The following is a 19,059-nucleotide window of genomic DNA, read 5'->3' on the forward strand; positions in this document are numbered from 1 at the left end:
TATCAAAAAGTTAAGCGATTTTTTGTCTGTCGTATGACCTGACGGACAGGGTCTATGCTTAATAAAAGGCGCTCAATATGACCATTTGTTGGAAAGCCCCTGCGGTTAAGGGGTTGAAGTGATAATCATTATCACTAACATGCTGTTATATCCTGGTGATTTAGAACGCGAGGTAACTCTATGGAATTGCATTCAGGCACGTTTAACCCGGAGGACTTCCCCTGGCAAGGGCTGACGCTAACGCCAGCGGCGGCAGCGCACATACGTGAACTGGCAGCAAAGCAGCCGGGCATGTTGGGCGTGCGGTTAAGCGTAAAACAGACGGGATGTGCCGGATTCGGCTATGTTCTGGATACCGTTCGGGAGCCGGATAAAGACGATCTGGTTTTTGAAGCCGAAGGCGCAAAGCTTTTCGCACCGTTACAGGCGATGCCTTTTATTGACGGAACAGAAGTGGATTACGTACAGGAAGGGCTGAACCAGTTATTTAAATTTCATAACCCCAAAGCCCAGAATGAATGCGGCTGCGGCGAAAGTTTTGGGGTATAGGCGGTACTATGTCTCGTAATACTGAAGCAACGGAAGAGGTCGGCATCTGGACAGGCGGACGCCTTAATTACAAAGAAGGATTTTTCACGCAATTACCCACTGATGAACTGGCAAAAGGCATCAGCGAAGAGGTGGTGCGCGCGATTTCCGCAAAGCGTAACGAACCAGAGTGGATGCTGGAATTTCGTCTCAATGCCTATAGAGCCTGGCTGGACATGGATGAACCGCACTGGCTGAAGGCGCACTACGATAAACTGAACTATCAGGACTACAGCTATTACTCTGCGCCATCATGCGGAAACTGCGACGATAGCTGCGTTTCCCAGCCGGGAGCCGTACAGCAAACGGGCGCGAATACCTTTTTGAGTAAAGAGGTTGAAGACGCCTTCGAGCAGCTTGGCGTTCCGGTTCGCGAAGGGAAAGAGGTCGCCGTCGATGCGATTTTTGACTCGGTCTCCGTAGCGACCACATACCGTGAAAAACTGGCGGAACAGGGCATTATTTTCTGTTCTTTTGGCGAAGCGATACACGATCACCCTGACCTGGTCAGGAAATATCTTGGCACCGTCGTGCCGGGGAACGATAACTTTTTTGCCGCGCTGAATGCGGCAGTCGCTTCCGATGGGACATTTATCTATGTTCCCAAAGGCGTGCGTTGCCCAATGGAGTTATCCACCTATTTTCGCATTAACGCTGAGAAAACCGGTCAGTTTGAGCGCACGATTCTGGTGGCGGATGAAGGCAGCTATGTGAGTTATATCGAAGGCTGCTCCGCGCCCGTACGCGACAGTTATCAGCTCCACGCCGCGGTAGTGGAAGTCATCATCCATAAAGATGCTGAAGTAAAATATTCCACCGTACAAAACTGGTTCCCGGGCGACAACAACACGGGCGGCATTCTGAACTTTGTGACCAAGCGGGCGTTGTGCGAAGGGGAAAACAGCAAGATGTCGTGGACCCAGTCGGAAACCGGTTCGGCGATTACCTGGAAATACCCGAGCTGTATCCTGCGCGGTGATAATTCTATCGGCGAGTTCTATTCCGTTGCGCTGACCAGTGGACATCAGCAGGCTGACACTGGCACCAAAATGATCCATATCGGTAAAAACACGCGCTCAACCATTATCTCAAAAGGCATTTCCGCCGGCCACAGCCAGAACAGCTACCGTGGGCTGGTAAAAATTATGCCGACGGCGACCAACGCCCGAAATTTCACCCAATGCGACTCCATGTTGATTGGCGCGGACTGCGGCGCGCATACGTTCCCGTATGTTGAATGCCGCAATAACAGCGCGCAGCTGGAGCACGAGGCGACAACATCACGCATCGGTGAAGATCAGCTTTTCTATTGTCTGCAACGCGGCATCAGCGAAGAAGACGCTATTTCGATGATCGTCAACGGTTTCTGTAAAGACGTTTTCTCGGAACTGCCGCTGGAGTTTGCCGTTGAAGCGCAAAAACTGCTGGCGATTAGCCTTGAGCACAGCGTCGGTTAATGATGAAGGAAAACCCATGTTAAGCATTAAAGATTTACAGGTCAGTGTGGAAGAAAAAGCGATTTTGCGTGGCCTGAATCTGGAGATTCGCCCCGGCGAAGTTCACGCCATTATGGGGCCGAACGGTTCCGGGAAAAGCACGCTCTCCGCCACCCTGGCGGGACGTGAAGATTACGAGGTCACCGGCGGCTCGGTTACGTTCAAAGGTAAAGATCTGCTTGAACTGTCGCCGGAGGAACGGGCGGGCGAAGGGATTTTTATGGCCTTCCAGTACCCGGTAGAAATCCCCGGCGTCAGTAACCAGTTTTTCCTGCAAACCGCGCTGAATGCCGTGCGCGCCTACCGCGGGCAGGCGTCGTTGGATCGCTTTGATTTTCAGGATCTGATGGAAGAAAAGATCGCATTGCTGAAAATGCCGGAAGATTTACTGACCCGTTCGGTAAACGTCGGTTTTTCCGGCGGGGAGAAAAAGCGCAATGATATTTTGCAAATGGCGGTGCTGGAGCCGGAACTGTGCATCCTTGATGAGTCGGACTCCGGACTGGATATCGATGCGTTGAAAATTGTGGCGGAAGGCGTCAACGCGTTACGCGACGATAAACGTGCTTTTATTATCGTGACCCACTATCAGCGCATACTGGACTATATCAAACCCGATTACGTCCATGTCCTCTATCAGGGGCGAATTGTCCGATCCGGCGATTTTACTCTGGTCAAACAACTGGAGGAGCAGGGTTATGGCTGGCTTACCGAACAGCAGTAAAGCGCTACAGCAATGGCAGCATCTCTTTGAAGAAAAAGGAGAAAGTCGAACTGAGCAGGCAAGACAACATTTACAACAGATGTTACGTCTGGGATTGCCGACGCGTAAACATGAAGACTGGAAATACACGCCGCTGGAGGGCTTAACCCATAGCCAGTTTATCCAGCAGTGTGCGACTATCAGCGCCGCACAGCGTGATGCGCTGGCGCTGCAAACCGATGCCGTGCGGCTGGTGTTTGTCGATGGTCGGTTTATGCCAGAGCTCAGTGATAGCACGCAAAACAGCGGATTTGACGTTAGCGTCAGGGATGAGCGCCAGACGCTTGCCGCGCCGGTACATCCCGAGGTTTTTCTGCATCTGACGGAAAGCCTGGCGCAATGTGTCACGTATATACAGGTACGGCGAAATCAGCGTCCGACCAGGCCGCTACTGTTAATGCATATCACGCAGGGCGTGGATAGCGACGAGCTGAATACCGCGCATTATCGCCACCATCTGGCGCTGGCGGAAGGCGCGGAAGCGACGGTTATTGAGCATTATGTCAGCCTTACAGCGGCAAAACATTTTACCGGCGCGCGTCTGACGATGAACGTTGCAGACAATGCGCAACTGCGTCATATCAAACTGGCGTTTGAAAATGCGTCCAGCTATCACTTTGCGCATAACGATCTTCTGCTGGCGACAGACGCCTCGGCGTTTAGCCACAGTTTTCTGCTGGGCGCCGCAGTACTACGTCACCACAGCAGCTCACAACTGAATGGCGAAAACGCGACGCTTCGACTGAATAGTCTGGCGATGCCGGTGAAAAATGAAGTCTGCGATACGCGGACATGGCTGGAACATAACAAAGGTTACTGTAACAGCCGCCAGTTGCACAAGACCATCGTCAGCGACAAAGGACGCGCGGTCTTTAATGGCCTGATTAACGTGGCGCAACACGCCATTAAAACCGACGGCCAGATGACCAATAATAACCTGTTGTTGGGGAAACTGGCTGAAGTCGATACCAAACCGCAATTAGAGATCTATGCCGATGACGTGAAGTGCAGCCACGGCGCGACGATCGGGCGTATTGACGATGAGCAGATGTTTTATCTGCAATCACGCGGCATCAGGCAGCAGGAGGCGCGGCACATGATTCTTTACGCGTTTGCCGCAGAGTTAACGGAAGCTATCCATGATAGCGCCCTTAAACAGCAGGTGCTGGCGCGAATCGGCCAGCGACTGCCCGGAGGCCTGGTATGACATTTCCTGTAGAAAAAGTACGGGCGGATTTTCCCATACTGCAGCGTGAAGTTAACGGCCTGCCGCTGGCTTACCTGGACAGCGCAGCCAGCGCTCAAAAACCCAATCAGGTGATTGACGCTGAATCTGCCTTCTACCGTCACGGCTATGCTGCGGTACATCGAGGTATCCATACGTTAAGCGCACAGGCGACCGAAAGCATGGAGAATGTGCGTAAGCAGGCGTCGCGGTTTATTAACGCCCGCTCCGCAGAAGAACTGGTGTTCGTGCGCGGTACGACGGAGGGCATTAACCTTGTCGCCAACAGTTGGGGAACGGAAAATATTCGCGCCGGGGATAACATTATCATCAGCGAGATGGAGCATCATGCCAACATCGTTCCCTGGCAGATGCTGTGCGAGCGCAAAGGCGCTGAACTGCGCGTGATCCCGTTGCATCCTGACGGTACGCTGCGGCTGGAGACCTTAGCTGCGCTGTTCGATGACCGGACTCGACTGCTGGCCATTACCCATGTTTCCAATGTGCTGGGGACGGAAAACCCACTGCCGGACATGATTGCGCTGGCGCGCCAGCATGGGGCGAAAGTGCTGGTGGATGGCGCCCAGGCCGTGATGCACCATGCTGTTGACGTCCAGGCGCTGGACTGCGATTTTTACGTTTTCTCCGGCCATAAACTTTACGGGCCGACCGGCATCGGCATTCTGTATGTTAAAGAGGCGTTGCTGCAAGAAATGCCGCCGTGGGAAGGGGGCGGGTCGATGATCTCGACCGTCAGCCTGACGCAGGGAACGACGTGGGCGAAAGCGCCCTGGCGTTTTGAGGCGGGAACGCCGAATACTGGCGGCATCATTGGTCTGGGCGCGGCAATTGACTATGTGACGTCGCTGGGACTGGATAAGATTGGCGATTATGAGCAGATGCTGATGCGCTATGCGCTGGAGCAACTGGCGCAGGTGCCTGATATCACGCTATATGGCCCGGCGCAGCGGTTGGGCGTCATCGCGTTTAATCTGGGTAAACACCATGCTTACGACGTCGGCAGCTTTCTTGATAATTACGGCATCGCGGTACGAACGGGACATCACTGCGCAATGCCGCTCATGGCCTGGTATGGCGTGCCGGCAATGTGCCGGGCTTCGCTGGCGATGTATAACACCCATGAAGAAGTGGACCGACTGGTGGCAGGATTAACGCGTATCCACCGCTTATTGGGATAACAGTGAGGTTTTATGGCTGCGCTACCGGATAAAGAAAAATTGCTGCGTAACTTTACGCGTTGCGCTAATTGGGAAGAGAAATATTTATATATTATTGAGTTGGGGCAGCGCCTGGCGGAGTTAAATCCGCAGGATCGCAATCCGCAAAATACGATTCATGGCTGTCAGAGCCAGGTGTGGATCGTGATGCGGCGAAACGCCAACGGCATTATCGAATTGCAGGGCGACAGCGACGCGGCGATCGTTAAAGGCCTTATGGCGGTGGTATTTATTTTGTACCACCAGATGACGGCGCAGGATATTGTGCATTTTGATGTCCGGCCATGGTTCGAAAAAATGGCGCTTACGCAGCACCTCACGCCTTCTCGTTCTCAGGGGCTGGAAGCAATGATTCGCGCAATTCGCGCTAAGGCCGCCACTCTTAGCTAAACTGTACAGACAGCGTTCTACCTGATGTCAAATCCTTTGTCGGACGGCGACGTCGCTTTATCCAGAGTGGACAGAGCGTATATTTTGTTGTTCTGATAAGCGAAGCGCTACCAGTCGTCGCAGAGGGCATCACCAGGAATACAGGAGGTTTGGTATGAAACGTGCGTCTTTCATTACGCTAACTATTATCGGCGCGTATAGCGCGTTACAGGCAGCCTGGGCGGTTGATTATCCATTACCGCCCGAAGGCAGCCGTCTTATTGGTCAGAATCAAACCTATACCGTACAGGAAGGTGATAAAAACCTGCAGGCTATCGCCCGGCGTTTTGATACGGCGGCGATGCTCATTCTTGAAGCGAACAATACGATTGCGCCGGTGCCTAAGCCCGGTACGCTAATTACCATTCCCTCGCAGATGCTATTGCCGGATGCGCCCAGGGAAGGCGTTATCGTCAACCTCGCGGAGCTACGGTTGTATTATTATCCGCCGGGAGAAAACCGCGTTCAGGTATATCCCATCGGCATCGGTTTGCAGGGACTGGAAACTCCCGTCATGGACACCCGGATAGGGCAAAAGATCCCCAACCCGACGTGGACGCCGACGGCGGGCATACGCCAACGTTCGCTTGAGCGGGGGATCACGCTGCCGCCGGTGATCCCTGCCGGGCCAAATAACCCGCTGGGACGCTATGCGCTGCGTCTGGCGCACGGTAATGGGGAATATCTCATTCATGGCACCAGCGCGCCGGATAGCGTAGGTCTGCGCGTGAGTTCCGGTTGCATTCGCATGAACGCGCCGGACATCAAAGCGTTATTTGCGCAGGTCAGAACGGGGACGCCGGTAAAAGTGATTAACCAGCCGGTGAAATTCTCTGTCGAGCCGAATGGCATTCGTTATGTAGAGGTACACAGGCCGCTATCGCCGGAAGAAGAGCAAAACGTGCAGACGATGCCTTACGTGTTGCCTGCGGAATTTACCGCGTTCAGAAACGCGCAAGGGGTGGATAGTCGCCTGGTCGATAAGGCGCTATACCGGCGAGCCGGGTATCCTGTCAGCGTGAGCGCCGGACAGACGCCAGCGGTAAATACGACCGCAGTCGAATCCGCTCAGAACGGTTTTGTCGGGGAAGAGGGGCAAACGCGCGTCACGCAGTAGCCTTCGCAGCAAACGACGGACAAAAAATGGCGCACGATGTGCGCCATTTTATATCGTGCGTCAAATCATTTACAGATGCGGAATACTTTGTTGTCCAGACGCTGGTTCGCGCGAGCAGCATCGTCTTTAGCAGCCTGAACGTCGGAACGCATTGCATTTACGTCATTACTCAGTTGCTCAACTTTAGCGCTTAGCGTCTGTACATCGGAAGACAACTGATCGATTTTAGCGTTGCTGGAACAACCTGCCAGTAACGTGGAACCCACAACTACTGCACCTAAGATCAGTTTGTTAGTGCGGTTCATAATAATAACCTTATATTTTGTGTGGTTATATAGCTAAAAAAAATGGCGCACGATGTGCGCCATTTTTATTACGCAGGTACTATTACTTACGGTATTTAGTAGCCTGGTTGTCCAGACGCTGGTTAGCGCGAGCTGCGTCGTCTTTAGCAGCCTGAACGTCGGAACGCATTGCGTTCACGTCGTTGCTCAGCTGGTCAACTTTAGCGTTCAGAGTCTGAACGTCAGAAGACAGCTGATCGATTTTAGCGTTGCTGGAGCAACCAGCCAGCAGAGTAGAACCCAGGATTACCGCGCCCAGTACCAGTTTAGTACGATTCATTATTAATACCCTCTAGATTGAGTTAATCTCCATGTAGCGTTACAAGTATTACACAAACTTTTTTATGTTGAGAATATTTTTTTGATGGGAATGCACTTATTTTTGATCGTTCGCTCAAAGAAGCATCGAAATGCATGAAAGTCCCTAAAAAACCGAAAGAAAACAGGGGGCTTCCATCGGATTCTTCTTAGATAATCCGCAATTAGATAGTAAAATCCGATTTGATTTTTTTATTAATAGTGGCTATCGATTAAATAAAAAAAGCGCCGGAAGGGCGCTTTTTTAAACAAATTAATTCACACAACAATTATTACAGTACGTGAACAGAGGCGGTGTTAGTGGTGCCGCTTGGAACCAGCGCGCCGGAGACCATCACTACGACGTCGCCTTTCTGGGCGAGGCCGCTTTGCAGGGCGACATCTTTGCCCAGACGGTAGAAATCATCAGTAGAATTGATTTCTTTCACCAGCTGCGATACCACGCCTTTGCTCAGTACTAACTGACGGGCGGTCACTTCATTGGTGGTCAATGCCAGGATGGTGGCATCCGGGAAGTATTTACGCACGGCGCGAGCGGATTTACCGCCCTGGGTCGCTACCACGATCAGCGGCGCTTCCAGTTTTTCGGCGGTTTCTACCGCGCCGCGGCATACCGCTTCCGTAATGCGCAGTTTACGGCTGTCGTTGTTGTAGTCCAGACGGCTGTTCATGACACGGTCGGTACGTTCGCAGATGGTCGCCATGATAGAAACGGCTTCCAGCGGGTATTTCCCTTTTGCGGATTCGCCGGACAGCATAACCGCATCCGTACCGTCGAGGATGGCGTTCGCAACGTCGCCTGCTTCTGCGCGGGTCGGACGCGGGTTTTTGATCATAGAATCCAGCATCTGAGTCGCGGTGATCACGACTTTACGTGCGCGGATACATTTTTCGATCATCATTTTCTGCGCAAAAATCACTTCTTCAACCGGGATTTCTACGCCCAGGTCGCCACGCGCAACCATGATGCCGTCGGAAGCTTCGAGAATTTCATCGAAGTTGTTCAGGCCTTCCTGGTTTTCGATCTTAGAGATAATCTGGATGTTTTCGCCGCCGTGGGCTTTCAGATGCTCGCGAATTTCGACAACGTCAGAACGTTTACGGATAAAGGACGCCGCAACAAAGTCAACGCCCTGTTCGCAACCGAAGATCAGGTCCTGTTTGTCTTTTTCAGCCAGCGCCGGCAGAGCAATAGAAACGCCCGGCAGGTTAACGCCTTTGTTCTCGCCCAGATCGCCGTTGTTCAGCACCTTACAAATGACTTTATTGCCTTCGATGGCGGTCACTTCCATACCGATCAGACCATCGTCAACCAGAACGGTGTTGCCAACGCTCAGGTCGCTGGTGAAGCCTTCATAGGTGACGGCAACGATTTCATTATTACCGACCACGGATTTGTCGGTGGTAAAAGTAAAGGTTTGGCCCGCTTTCAGCGAAACGTCGTTACCGCCTTCCAGTTTAATGGTGCGGATTTCTGGTCCTTTAGTATCAAGCAGAATAGCGGCTTTTTTACCAGTTTTGCTCATCACGTTGCGCAAGTTCTGGATACGCTGACCGTGTTCTGCATAATCGCCATGAGAGAAGTTCAGACGCATCACGTTCATGCCCGCGTCCAGCATTTTGCTTAACATCTCTTCGGATTCGGTTTTCGGACCGATAGTACAAACAATTTTCGTCTTTTTCATGACAGTCTTAGTCTTTAAGTTGAGGAGGATATGGAAATCTGGCTTCGGGCGCGCACGGCCCGGAAGCTAAGCCTGTGTTGCTAAAGTGATGATGCCTCGCTCTAAGGATAGGTGACATCGAAAGAGCGTGCAGAGGAATATGTGCTCGCGTTTCAGCCCAACGGGAAGGGGATAATTTTAGTCGTTGAGTTTTACAGTCCAATGCGCTGAAACCATTCAAGAGACAATTGGCGCGCATTATACGCTGAAATTTACAAAAAAGGAAAATGAAAACCCTGTTTCAAAAGACATCTGTGCAGATCCACAACGGTTTGTTATTACGCTGTTTACGATGTCGCTGGCGATGACGCCGCCCGAACAGGGGCGGCGTTGCGCAACAGCTGGTGTTGTTGCGCATAATGTCAATCGAGCAACTTTTTGCCTTCCAGGTCGATGGCGATGTTTTGGTTGTGTGCTTTTCGGTAGCACAGTATCGCTATCCCGATCGCCGCCCAGCTAATTCCGAGTATCAGAGCGTGAATGTTCATGTTTAAACAGACGTAGCCGATGACGATCATCCCCATGATCGGCGAAATGACATGGGCGAAAATGCGCCGCTGGGCTTTCATCCGGAAATTGAACAGGATAAACACACACAGGTTCACGACAAAAAAAGCGAAAAGCGCGCCAAAGTTCACCAGCGTGGAGATAGATTCAATCTTGCCGGAAAACAGGTAGCTGAGCAGTAGGGTGACGCCGCCGGTAAACAGAATGGCATAATCCGGCGTTTTACGCGTGGTATGGACGTGAGCGAGGAAGGCGGGCAACATTCGGTCGCGCCCCATTGAAAATAGCACTCTGGACACCGCCGTTTGCGCGGTAATAATGTTGCCGACGGCGCACACAAACGCCACAATGATGGAAAACGCCACTTTGAGCCAGATACCGCCAACGTTGCCGGCAATGGTGAAAAATGCTTCATTCGTCGCATTACCTTCCGCGAAGCGGTCGACGTTACCGGTGGCGAACGCCGCAAACGCCACAACGATAATAAACAGTACCGTCGCCAAAACTAACGCCAACAGCGTTGCTTTACTGACGGCGCGTCCCCCGCCTTCGCTTTCTTCACTTAATGTACTGATAGCGTCAAAGCCGAGAAAATTCAGCGCAGCCACCGAAATCGCCGTCGCGATGAGCCCAGGGGTGAACCACTGTGAATCGAAAAAAGGCCGGAAGGAAAGCGTTATCTGACTACTGTCCTGCATCATCAGACGGATAATGAGTAGCACGAAAATCGCCAGAATACCGAGTTGAATAAAGACCAGTAACTTATCGAATTTCGCCGTTTGCTGTATCCCGAGATAGTTGACTCCGGTGCCAATAGCCACATAAATCAACGGCCAGACCCAGACCGGGATTTGCGGTAAAATAGCGTGGACCGCGACACCGCCCAGCACCGCTACGAGCGTAGGGAACAAAAGATAATCCAGCAGTAATATCCATCCGGTCAGAAACCCTACGGCGGGATTAATGCATACGCCAGCATACGCATAGGCCGAACCCGACGAGGAGATATGCTGCGATAAGGTAGAGTAGCTGTACGCGGTAAAAAACATCGCGATAGCGCCAATAATATAAACCAGCGCAACCATACCGTGCGAAAGATTATAAACGACGCCATAAAGAGAGACTGGCGCGATAGGCACCATAAACACCAGACCATAAAGCACTAAATCGGTAAGAGACAATTTTTTGACTTTTTTCATGATAAATACCTTAATGGCTTTTTATGCCAGATCGCGTAAAAACGCGCTTACCGCTGCGAGGCAGGGCGCGATATTTTCTTCATGCGGGTTATGGCTGCTGCCGGGAATAGTGACCGCGCGGCAGTCTGAAATGTGAGAGAGCAGCGGAGAGACGACGCGCTCGGTTGCCTGATCGTTTTCGCCGCGCAGTACCAGAACAGGACAGCGTATCTGGCACAAATGGGGCGTAATATCCCAGTCGGCAAGTTTGCCATTTGCCGCCAGTTCATTGGTTCCCCATAAAATGTGATAACCCGTAGGGTCGGCGGCGAACTGCGCATTAGATCGCTGAACATGAACAGCTTCTTCCGCGAGGGTATAAACGTGCCTGGCATAATAAGCGACCAGCTGTTCCGGTGGGTTTTGATAAATGACGGCGGGCATAATGACGTTTTTGATATCGTCATCGGACATTGGCGTCAGAGCGTTAAAGAGCCGTATGGCTTCCTGTTGCCACAGGGCGATACTGGCCGGCGAACTGGCCAGTATCGTCCCGCGAAGCCCGGCAGGCTGTAAGCAGGCGTGCTCTGCGGCAAGCATTCCGCCCCAGGAATGTCCCAGTATCGAATACCCTTGTCCGATACCCAGGTGATTAATTAATTGGGTTAATTGACGGAGATAACGCGCAATAGTCCAGAAAGACGCGTCGGCATGAGGAAAATGCGTTGAACGACCGCAGCCATATTGATCGTAAAATATTACCATGCGCCCGTCATCAGCCAGACGGCGATAATTTAATAAATAATCAAAGCCGCCAGAAGGGCCGCCGTGAAGGATAATGAGCGGCGTGAGTAATGATTTTCTGTCTCCATAAATCCGATAGCTTGTCAATATGTTTTCAGAAAACATTTCGCCATAGAGATAAGTATCATTCATATTCTTAATGACTCAGTGTGTGGCAGGGCAGGCGAAATTTATATTCGCCTGGATAATATTATTTTTTTATTGTGTGTAAAACATTACACCAGAAGGTGGCGTAATGTTCCCATTGCAGAAACAGCGGACTTCCCCAGTGCGGCGAACAATCACTGGCAAAGCAACATACTTTCCCTTTATGGTAAGTACCCATAACTAACAGTGGATCGCCATTAATTTCAGCAAGGACCTGACTATTTTCTTTGGCGATAAGCTTGTTATAGCCCAACAGCGGCGGCCATTCGCTAAATGGCTGGGTAATAACATGCTCTACCGCAGTATTTACTGCTTTACATCCTTGCGGTAGTTCTACGCGGTCATCTACATCCAGCATATCAACCGGCAATACCTCCGCCAGAACCGTATTTTTATAATTGGCTTTTGCTTCTATTCCCGTAAAGGATAAATACCCGCCGATCATCAACAGACCGCCGCCCTCAGCAACATAATCGGCGATAAGTTGTAATGCATCAGGAATAATGTCCATATTATAAAAGGTTCTGTTTTGTAGCAGGAACGTATTGCTACCGATATCACTGATGACGATCGCATCATAGCAGGCTAATGCTTCGGCGGTTTGTGGAAAACGAGTTTGCACAATATGGGCAGGCATGTAGTCCACATCGATATTACCCTGGCGTAAGCAGGATAATAAATAGTCTGCGCCTTCTTCGTATTTGCTCGATGTAAAGCTATCAAAACCTTTAGAGTGAATCATATGAATGTGCCAGGATTCGCCAATAAATAAAATTTTCATTATGTCACCTGTTAATTAATGTGAATGACTTTATTAGATTGGGTACGCATTCGATGTAAAACCTGCAAGTGCTGAGGCATACTCGACGCACCGACTTGTTCCACCGCCAGAGAAGCGAAAGCGGAGGCATATTGAATGGCTGCGACCATGTCTGCTTGTCGCGCCAGCGCGGCGGCTAAGGCGCCATTAAAAGCGTCACCGGCCCCGGCGGCATCTTTTACCACGGCGCTCCACGCAGGAATATACAACGTGCGGGCGTGCTCACAGAGCAGAGAGCCACGGGCGCCAAGGGTAATGATGACTTTTTTCACCCCGGATTGCAGAATAATATTTCCGGCTTTTTTCGCATCATTAATATCAGTAATGGTTACACCGGATAAAAAAGAGGCTTCAGTTTCATTCGGCGTGATGATGTCAATATCAGATAATAAATGCGTCACCTGTTTCGTATAGGGGGCAGGATTCAGCATGATCATTTTATTTTCTTGTTTGCCCAGGCGGATAAATTCAGTCAACGCTTCAATGTTCGTTTCGAGCTGCATTAACATAACGTCAGACTCGGCGATATAACGGTGTTGCTCGTTAATCTCTTGCGTGGTGAGCATCATATTGGCGCCAGGGTAGATGGCGATAATATTATCGCCATCCACGGCGGAGACATAGATCAATGCGCTACCGGTGGGCGCTTTATCTGTTTGATACGCACTGTATGAGGTGATGCCTGATTGAATAATATGATTCATAGCAAATGCGCTGAACTGATCTTTGCCCACTTTAAAAATAAAATGCGCCGCAGCGCCGGCATTGTTTGCCGCTAAAGCCTGGTTGGCTCCTTTACCGCCAGGATAGAATCCAAATTGACTGGCCAGAATGGATTCTCCGCTTTGTGGAAACCACGGCACGGTTGCTGAAACATCAATATTGAATGAGCCTAAAACACACACCTTGCCTGCTTTTTTTGTGTTTTCCCGGCGCAGTTTTGCATCCTGATGGATTGGCGTGGCGATAGTGCTGGAGATATCAATCTTATTTTCAGTGATAAGCTTACTCAGCGCGTCACGGTTTAAAATCCCTCCGCCATAGCAACGCTGAAGCATACCTGATTTCTGGAAATAGCGTAGATCGGAACGAATAGTCTCCTGGCTAACCTTATAAAGGTCTGAAAGTTTACTGACGCTAACACTATTATCCTTTATCAGTAAATTAATGATGGCATGACGTCTTTCTTCTTTAAACATATTGCCTCCGGGTAGTGAGTTGAATTGTATTTATGGCAATGTTGTCATGCGGTGAATTCAATCACAGATTATGCGGTCAACCGGAAGTAACCCCAAATGAATGTCAATAATCAGAAGCGCAGCCAATGTGTTAAATATTAATTGCTTACAGAAGGGGAAAATAGTTTTGTGAGTGTTGTCATATATTTTCTATGTAATATGACGGGGTGAACGTAAAATAGTTGGGCTTGCACGATTCAGTGAGTATATGCAGCCGGACAGCGTTCGCTTATCAGTCGCTACCCTCGACGAAATAAGACGATATCGCTCTCCGGCCCGGGGGTTATATACGCTCGATTTTTGCCGGCAGCCCCTGACGTACCGCCGCACCGGAAACCCAGTCGAGCCAGGTGTTGGTAATGGTTCTTGTCGGATCGGCAAAGCCCAGATCGTTAAGATTTATGCCTGCCCTGATTTGTGGATCATACGGCATAGGCACGCCATCCAGAGAGTGCTGCGTTGCGCCCATCTCGCGGTGGCCATATCCGTGTTCGATGGCGATGACGCCTGGCATCACGCCATTTAACAAACTGATTTGCGCCACGACCTGACCGCCCGGCGTAATGATCCGTACCCGATCGCCATGTTGCAGTCCATAACGCTCGCCGTCTTGCGGATTCAGCGCCACCAGGTTTGCTGGCTTCACATGGTGTAAGCGTGGGATGACGGCTGTTGAGCTGGACATGGTATTTGATTTAAATGAAATCAGTTTCAGCGGCCATTGCCCAATGGGAAACTGGTCGTCAATCGCACGACCATCTGACAAACGCGCCGGATACCAGACCGGGCAACCGCTGAAACGCTCCCCGGTGATGGCGTGACGGTGGGCGGCGACATCTGCATTCCAGATCTGTAAGGGTTTTTTCCACGCGTTACCTAACCGTTGCTCCGTATAGCCGCTATCCTCGGGCGCAAACCGGCCGCCACGCGAGTAGATAAACGCCACGCGACCAACCTCATCAGCTTTAAGCGTGTGCTGAATTGCTGGCAGAATGCGGCTGACGCCGGTAAGCGAAATATCTTCCTGATTTGCCGGCGCGACCGGCGTCTTGCCCATAAAGGCGATATTAGCGGCTACGCGCAGATAGAAATCTTCCGCCCGGTTCAGTGGAAAAGCATTGCCCTGCGGATCGGTTATCGCCCGGTCGCCAAAGCCGGGCAGATGGAGCCGTTTTGCTACCGCAATACAAAATGCTTCCATTGAGACAGGTTGCCCGTCCGCCGTTCGGTGAGTGGCGGGGGCGACAACTGGCCAGCGGGCGGTAGTGGCTTTACTGGCTACGCCGCCCCAGGGCGCCGTAAAGCCCCAGCTCTCAAAATTGTGCGTATCCGGCACAATGTAATCCGCCAGCGCCGTCGTTTCATTCATAAAGGCGTCAATCGCGATAAAGAGCGGCAGTCGGCGAGGGTCTTTTAGCTTTTCTTCCGCCACGGCGTGTAGACCGGGAACACCGTAAAACGGGTTGCTCATATTGGAAATCCAGGCTTTAAGCGGATAAGGATAGCCTTCGAGCGCGGAGGTCAACAGTTCGGTAAGCTGGCCTGCCACAAAGGGATACCACGGCGCTTTGGCTGGATAAGGGGATTGCCCGCCGGCAATTTTGTCGCGGTATTCTTCCGATGCTTCATAAGCGGTTTTGCTACGGGCAATACTTAACCCTGACGGTTTCACTTTTCCGGCAAAACTGTTCATGTTGTAGCGGGGGCCGTCGCTAACGCCGTTGAATTTGCCGCCGCCGACAAAGACGCCGCCGGACAAGCTGAGGTTGCCGATCAGCGCGTTAAGCATCATGACCGACCAGGCGTTATAAAACCCATTGCCGGCCATCATGCCGCCGTGACTGATGACCGCAGCTTTACGTCCGTGACTGGTAAAGGTTTCCGCCAGCGCGATAATTTGCGCTTCCGGTACGCCGCACTGTTCGCTGTATTGCGCCAACGAGAGCTTTTCTGCCGCCTCTTTCAGGCGTTGCAACCCGCTCTTCACCGTGACCCGTTGGCCGTCGGCGAGCGTAACGTACTGCGTCACGAAAAGCCGTGCCTGTCGGCAAGTGGACGCATCGACCAACTCGCCGTCGGTATTCAGCACGACAGGAGTCTCTTCGGCATCGGGCGTAAGATGGCGCAGCGTCAGGTGCTGTCCGGCAAGCGTCGGCAGTTCATCCGCAATGACCAGGTGCGTGGCGTTGGTCCAACTTTGCTCGCCGGCCTGCTGCATCGCCTGTATGCCGGGAATCGCCAGATAATCAGCATTATAACGTTGATTATCCATGATCCAGCGGATCATCCCCATTGCCAGCGCCGAATCGCTGCCGGGCATGACCGGTTGCCAGCGACCGCGAGGATCGGCGAGCACCGTTGATAAGGGGAGGGCGGGGGCGACCACGACGTATTGAAAATTCTCACGCAGCCGGGCGCTCGCCAACTGACGCGCCTGGCGTTTAAAGGGATTACCGGACTGTGCCGGGGAGGTGCCCATAAAGAGCGCAAACTCCACGTTTTCCCAGTCGGGTTTGACATGCGGGTTTTTATCCAGATCGCCCATCAGCGCCCCGGAGCCGGCCCGGTAAGCCAGTCCACAGTAGGCGCCATGCGCGCCGAAATTCTTGCTGCCGAAGCTATTTAGCGCAAAACGACGCAGAAACGCATCGCGGCCTTCGTCGCTGGTATTCGTGACCAGTAACTGATTGGTTTTGGGCCCGAAACTGGGGTGCTTTGCGTCAATTGGCGTATCCGGCGCATGAATAGCGCGCAGTCCGTCCACATGACCTTCGCCAAACAGATCGCCGCCTTCCACGACTTCTTCAATAAGCTGCTCAAAGCTGATGCGCTGCCATTTCCCTTCGCCGCGTTTACCCACGCGTTTCATTGGTTCAAGCAGTCGCAGCGGACTGTACAGGCTTTCCAGCAGCGTGGCGCCGCGCGCGCAGGCGGTTGAGCGGGCGTCAAGACCGCTTTCTCCCGCCAGTTGCTCCATGGCTTCGCTAAAAGGGACGGACGAGTCAATCGGGTGTTCCTGCGACAAGGGGTGATAGGGATTGCCGGCGATGCGTATCACTTTGCCATCGGCATTAACCCGGGCGCGGATACCGCACTGTGTCCAACAGCCGAAGCATTGCGTCATGGCGATGGTTTGTTGTGGATTTTGCTGCCAGTGCGTTTGCGCCTGCGCCTCCGGAATTAACGCATTGCCAAAGATGCGGTCGCGCGTTACCTTGCCGGACGTCCCGTTTAACAGGCCATCAATTGCGCGTTTCGCCACATCACGGTAGCTCAGACCAAAAGTGACCATCCCACCGACGGCGAGACCGACTTTTAGCCACTGACGACGGGTTAAATTAGCCATGTTGTAATCTCCTGGTGAGTCCGTTCAGCGTTTCACGAATAATAATCAGTAGCGCTATCCACAGGCCGAAGGTGCCGAGAATAGCCAGCCAGCCATCCGTTCCGCCTGGTAACGAGTAAGGGTTAAATTGCGCGTTGAACTTGGGTACGGTTTGTACCTGAATCAACAATGTCCAGCGCATCAGCCAACATAGCGCCAGCGCGCTGAGAACCAGCAGGACGCGTCTTAGCTGCGATAACGGATGACGTAGCGCCAGGCTACAGAACAGTAGTGTGAATACCCACAGCGCTAGCCAGCCGACAGCGTAATATTTGGCTGACAGGGCGACGGTAATCCACTGACGGATTGCCGTGCCGGAAAGCGTATCGCCGCTGACCCACATGGCCACCACCAGACCCAGCGCCGCCAGCGTCCAGAGTTGTCCCCACAGTATTTTTGGCAGCCTTACCGAGTCGCGTCGGGCGGCGACAATCATCAGCGCGAAGAACGCCTGTAAGGCGCTAAGAAACATCGCCACGGGGAAGGCGTAGCTAAACCAGATTGGGCGCGCCAGCACAACGGAGACTTCGCGGCCGGTATAAATCAACAGGCCCACCGCGCAAAGCGCGCTGGCTAACGCCAACCATTTAGTGACGTTGTAACTTTTATTGAATAATCGTTTTATTTGCTGCGCCAGGAACCACAGAGCGAGAAATCCGGTAAACAGCGGCAGGAACAACGCTCCCCAGGGCATCCACGACCAGGGCGTCGGCCAGGCATAGAAATGCCAGACGCGGGCGGTCTGGTGCAGATCCGCCGTCAGCGCCAGCGGTGCGGTAATCGCACAGGTAATGGCAATCAGTAATGCCCGATTTTCTTCTGTTGCGGCGTCTTTTTTCCGCCAGTGAAGATAACAGGCAAACAGTGCGGCGCAGGCGGCAATGCCAATAAAAAAGAAATATTGTACCGCCCACGGCAGCCAGCTAATGTCCTGCGGGTGAGCCAGCACTTCTTCAATGATGAGTGAATGCGTCATTCAGACCTCCTGCCAAAGCGCGGGCTGCGCACGGCCCATTAATGGGGTGACAAAGGCGTCGTCCAGACCCAGATAGAAAACATGGGGCGACGTGCCGTTTTCCGGCTTTAATACCTTGATAGCGTCGCGATGTTGATGAAGCAGGGTGGAGATGCGGCTATGGGGATCTTTGATATCGCCAATAATACGCGCGCCGCCGACGCAGGACTCTACGCAAGCGGGTAACAGTCCGGCTTCCAGACGATGAACGCAAAACGTGCATTTATCGGCAGTTTGCGTTTCATGATTGATAAATCGGGCGTCGTAAGGACACGCCTGGACACAATAGGCGCAGCCGACGCAGCGTTTGTTATCCACCACCACAATGCCGTCTTCCCGCTGAAAGGTGGCTTGTACCGGGCAGACCGGCACGCAGGGGGGGTTATCGCAATGGTTGCACAGACGCGGCAATAGCACATTCGTGACTTCCTGACTACCTTCACGCTGGACCTGGTATTGGTTCACGGTCGTACGAAATGCGCCCTGCGGCGTTTGGTTTTCAATAGTGCAACTTACGGTACAGGACTGACAGCCGATACAACGCCGCAGGTCGATAAGCATGGCGTAACGGTGTCGGGGAGAGCCTTCATGCCGCTCCGGCGAAAAAGGAAATTTCGCTTCAGCCAGCGGAACCAGCGAGGCGCCAGCGGTCAGGACGCCGAGCTGCTGGAGAAATTGCCGTTTACTGCTGTCCATATTGACTCCCGTCCACATTGCCAACAA

The 19,059-nt window shown here is 52.3% G+C and carries 18 protein-coding genes; 7 read left to right on the forward strand and 11 right to left on the reverse strand.

Annotation, left to right across the window (positions count from 1 at the left end):
• The first annotated feature begins 180 nt into the window (after nucleotides 1-180).
• The 7 genes from sufA to ldtE all read left to right on the forward strand — a co-directional run bounded on the left by sufA (nucleotide 181) and on the right by ldtE (nucleotide 6,856).
• Nucleotides 181-549 (forward strand): Fe-S cluster assembly scaffold SufA, encoded by a 369-nt coding sequence (gene sufA / locus NBA72_RS01185; protein WP_000418973.1) that lies wholly within the window; start codon nucleotides 181-183, stop codon nucleotides 547-549.
• Nucleotides 550-557: 8 nt separating this feature from the next.
• Complete coding sequence (sufB, locus tag NBA72_RS01190) at nucleotides 558-2,045, forward strand: Fe-S cluster assembly protein SufB (protein ID WP_000089383.1); 1,488 nt, start codon at nucleotides 558-560, stop codon at nucleotides 2,043-2,045.
• A 16-nt stretch (nucleotides 2,046-2,061) separates the two neighbouring features.
• The gene (gene sufC, locus NBA72_RS01195) at nucleotides 2,062-2,808 is read left to right on the forward strand and encodes a Fe-S cluster assembly ATPase SufC (RefSeq protein WP_000948902.1); all 747 of its coding nucleotides are present in this window, start codon (nucleotides 2,062-2,064) and stop codon (nucleotides 2,806-2,808) included.
• Complete coding sequence (gene sufD / locus NBA72_RS01200; protein ID WP_042947411.1) at nucleotides 2,783-4,054, forward strand: Fe-S cluster assembly protein SufD; 1,272 nt, start codon at nucleotides 2,783-2,785, stop codon at nucleotides 4,052-4,054. The genes sufC and sufD overlap by 26 nt, the downstream gene beginning before the upstream one ends.
• Nucleotides 4,051-5,271: a cysteine desulfurase SufS gene (sufS, locus tag NBA72_RS01205; RefSeq protein WP_000143859.1), complete on the forward strand. Its 1,221-nt coding sequence runs from the start codon at nucleotides 4,051-4,053 to the stop codon at nucleotides 5,269-5,271. The genes sufD and sufS overlap by 4 nt, the downstream gene beginning before the upstream one ends.
• Nucleotides 5,272-5,283: 12 nt before the next feature.
• Nucleotides 5,284-5,700, forward strand: a complete 417-nt coding sequence (sufE, locus tag NBA72_RS01210; RefSeq protein ID WP_000729470.1) for a cysteine desulfuration protein SufE — start codon at nucleotides 5,284-5,286, stop codon at nucleotides 5,698-5,700.
• A gap of 154 nt (nucleotides 5,701-5,854) precedes the next feature.
• Nucleotides 5,855-6,856 carry a L,D-transpeptidase LdtE gene (gene ldtE / locus NBA72_RS01215; protein WP_000817060.1) on the forward strand — a complete coding sequence of 334 codons (1,002 nt, stop codon included), beginning with the start codon at nucleotides 5,855-5,857 and terminating at the stop codon, nucleotides 6,854-6,856.
• A 65-nt stretch (nucleotides 6,857-6,921) separates the two neighbouring features.
• Here ldtE and NBA72_RS01220 read toward each other — a convergent pair whose 3' ends face one another.
• From NBA72_RS01220 to ttrB, 11 genes are all read right to left on the reverse strand, one after another.
• The gene (locus NBA72_RS01220) at nucleotides 6,922-7,161 is read right to left on the reverse strand and encodes a major outer membrane lipoprotein (RefSeq protein WP_023254316.1); all 240 of its coding nucleotides are present in this window, start codon (nucleotides 7,159-7,161) and stop codon (nucleotides 6,922-6,924) included.
• Between the two features lie 82 nt (nucleotides 7,162-7,243).
• A complete protein-coding gene (gene lpp, locus NBA72_RS01225; protein WP_001082307.1) occupies nucleotides 7,244-7,480 on the reverse strand; it encodes a murein lipoprotein Lpp in 237 nt (78 codons plus the stop codon).
• Between the two features lie 310 nt (nucleotides 7,481-7,790).
• Nucleotides 7,791-9,203, reverse strand: coding sequence for a pyruvate kinase PykF (gene pykF / locus NBA72_RS01230; protein WP_000751447.1), 1,413 nt, complete (start codon nucleotides 9,201-9,203; stop codon nucleotides 7,791-7,793).
• Between the two features lie 7 nt (nucleotides 9,204-9,210).
• Nucleotides 9,211-9,441 carry a protein YnhH gene (gene ynhH, locus NBA72_RS01235; RefSeq protein ID WP_418143684.1) on the reverse strand — a complete coding sequence of 77 codons (231 nt, stop codon included), beginning with the start codon at nucleotides 9,439-9,441 and terminating at the stop codon, nucleotides 9,211-9,213.
• Nucleotides 9,442-9,604: 163 nt separating this feature from the next.
• Entirely contained in the window at nucleotides 9,605-10,948 is a 1,344-nt protein-coding gene (locus NBA72_RS01240) for an APC family permease (protein ID WP_000756080.1), read from the reverse strand.
• A 21-nt stretch (nucleotides 10,949-10,969) separates the two neighbouring features.
• Nucleotides 10,970-11,863: a proline iminopeptidase-family hydrolase gene (locus tag NBA72_RS01245; protein ID WP_042947405.1), complete on the reverse strand. Its 894-nt coding sequence runs from the start codon at nucleotides 11,861-11,863 to the stop codon at nucleotides 10,970-10,972.
• A gap of 58 nt (nucleotides 11,864-11,921) precedes the next feature.
• Nucleotides 11,922-12,659, reverse strand: a complete 738-nt coding sequence (locus NBA72_RS01250) for a glutamine amidotransferase (protein ID WP_023195775.1) — start codon at nucleotides 12,657-12,659, stop codon at nucleotides 11,922-11,924.
• 11 nt (nucleotides 12,660-12,670) lie between these two features.
• The gene (locus NBA72_RS01255) at nucleotides 12,671-13,897 is read right to left on the reverse strand and encodes a PfkB family carbohydrate kinase (protein WP_000471822.1); all 1,227 of its coding nucleotides are present in this window, start codon (nucleotides 13,895-13,897) and stop codon (nucleotides 12,671-12,673) included.
• Between the two features lie 322 nt (nucleotides 13,898-14,219).
• A complete protein-coding gene (ttrA, locus tag NBA72_RS01260; protein WP_023195776.1) occupies nucleotides 14,220-17,282 on the reverse strand; it encodes a tetrathionate reductase subunit TtrA in 3,063 nt (1,020 codons plus the stop codon).
• Nucleotides 17,275-18,297, reverse strand: a complete 1,023-nt coding sequence (gene ttrC, locus NBA72_RS01265) for a tetrathionate reductase subunit TtrC (RefSeq protein WP_000149766.1) — start codon at nucleotides 18,295-18,297, stop codon at nucleotides 17,275-17,277. The genes ttrA and ttrC overlap by 8 nt, the downstream gene beginning before the upstream one ends.
• Nucleotides 18,298-19,032, reverse strand: a complete 735-nt coding sequence (gene ttrB / locus NBA72_RS01270) for a tetrathionate reductase subunit TtrB (RefSeq protein WP_023206656.1) — start codon at nucleotides 19,030-19,032, stop codon at nucleotides 18,298-18,300.
• Nucleotides 19,033-19,059 lie beyond the last annotated feature (27 nt).

Source organism: Salmonella sp. NW1250, from assembly GCF_051812965.1.
GTDB classification, from domain to species: Bacteria; Pseudomonadota; Gammaproteobacteria; order Enterobacterales; family Enterobacteriaceae; genus Salmonella; species Salmonella enterica.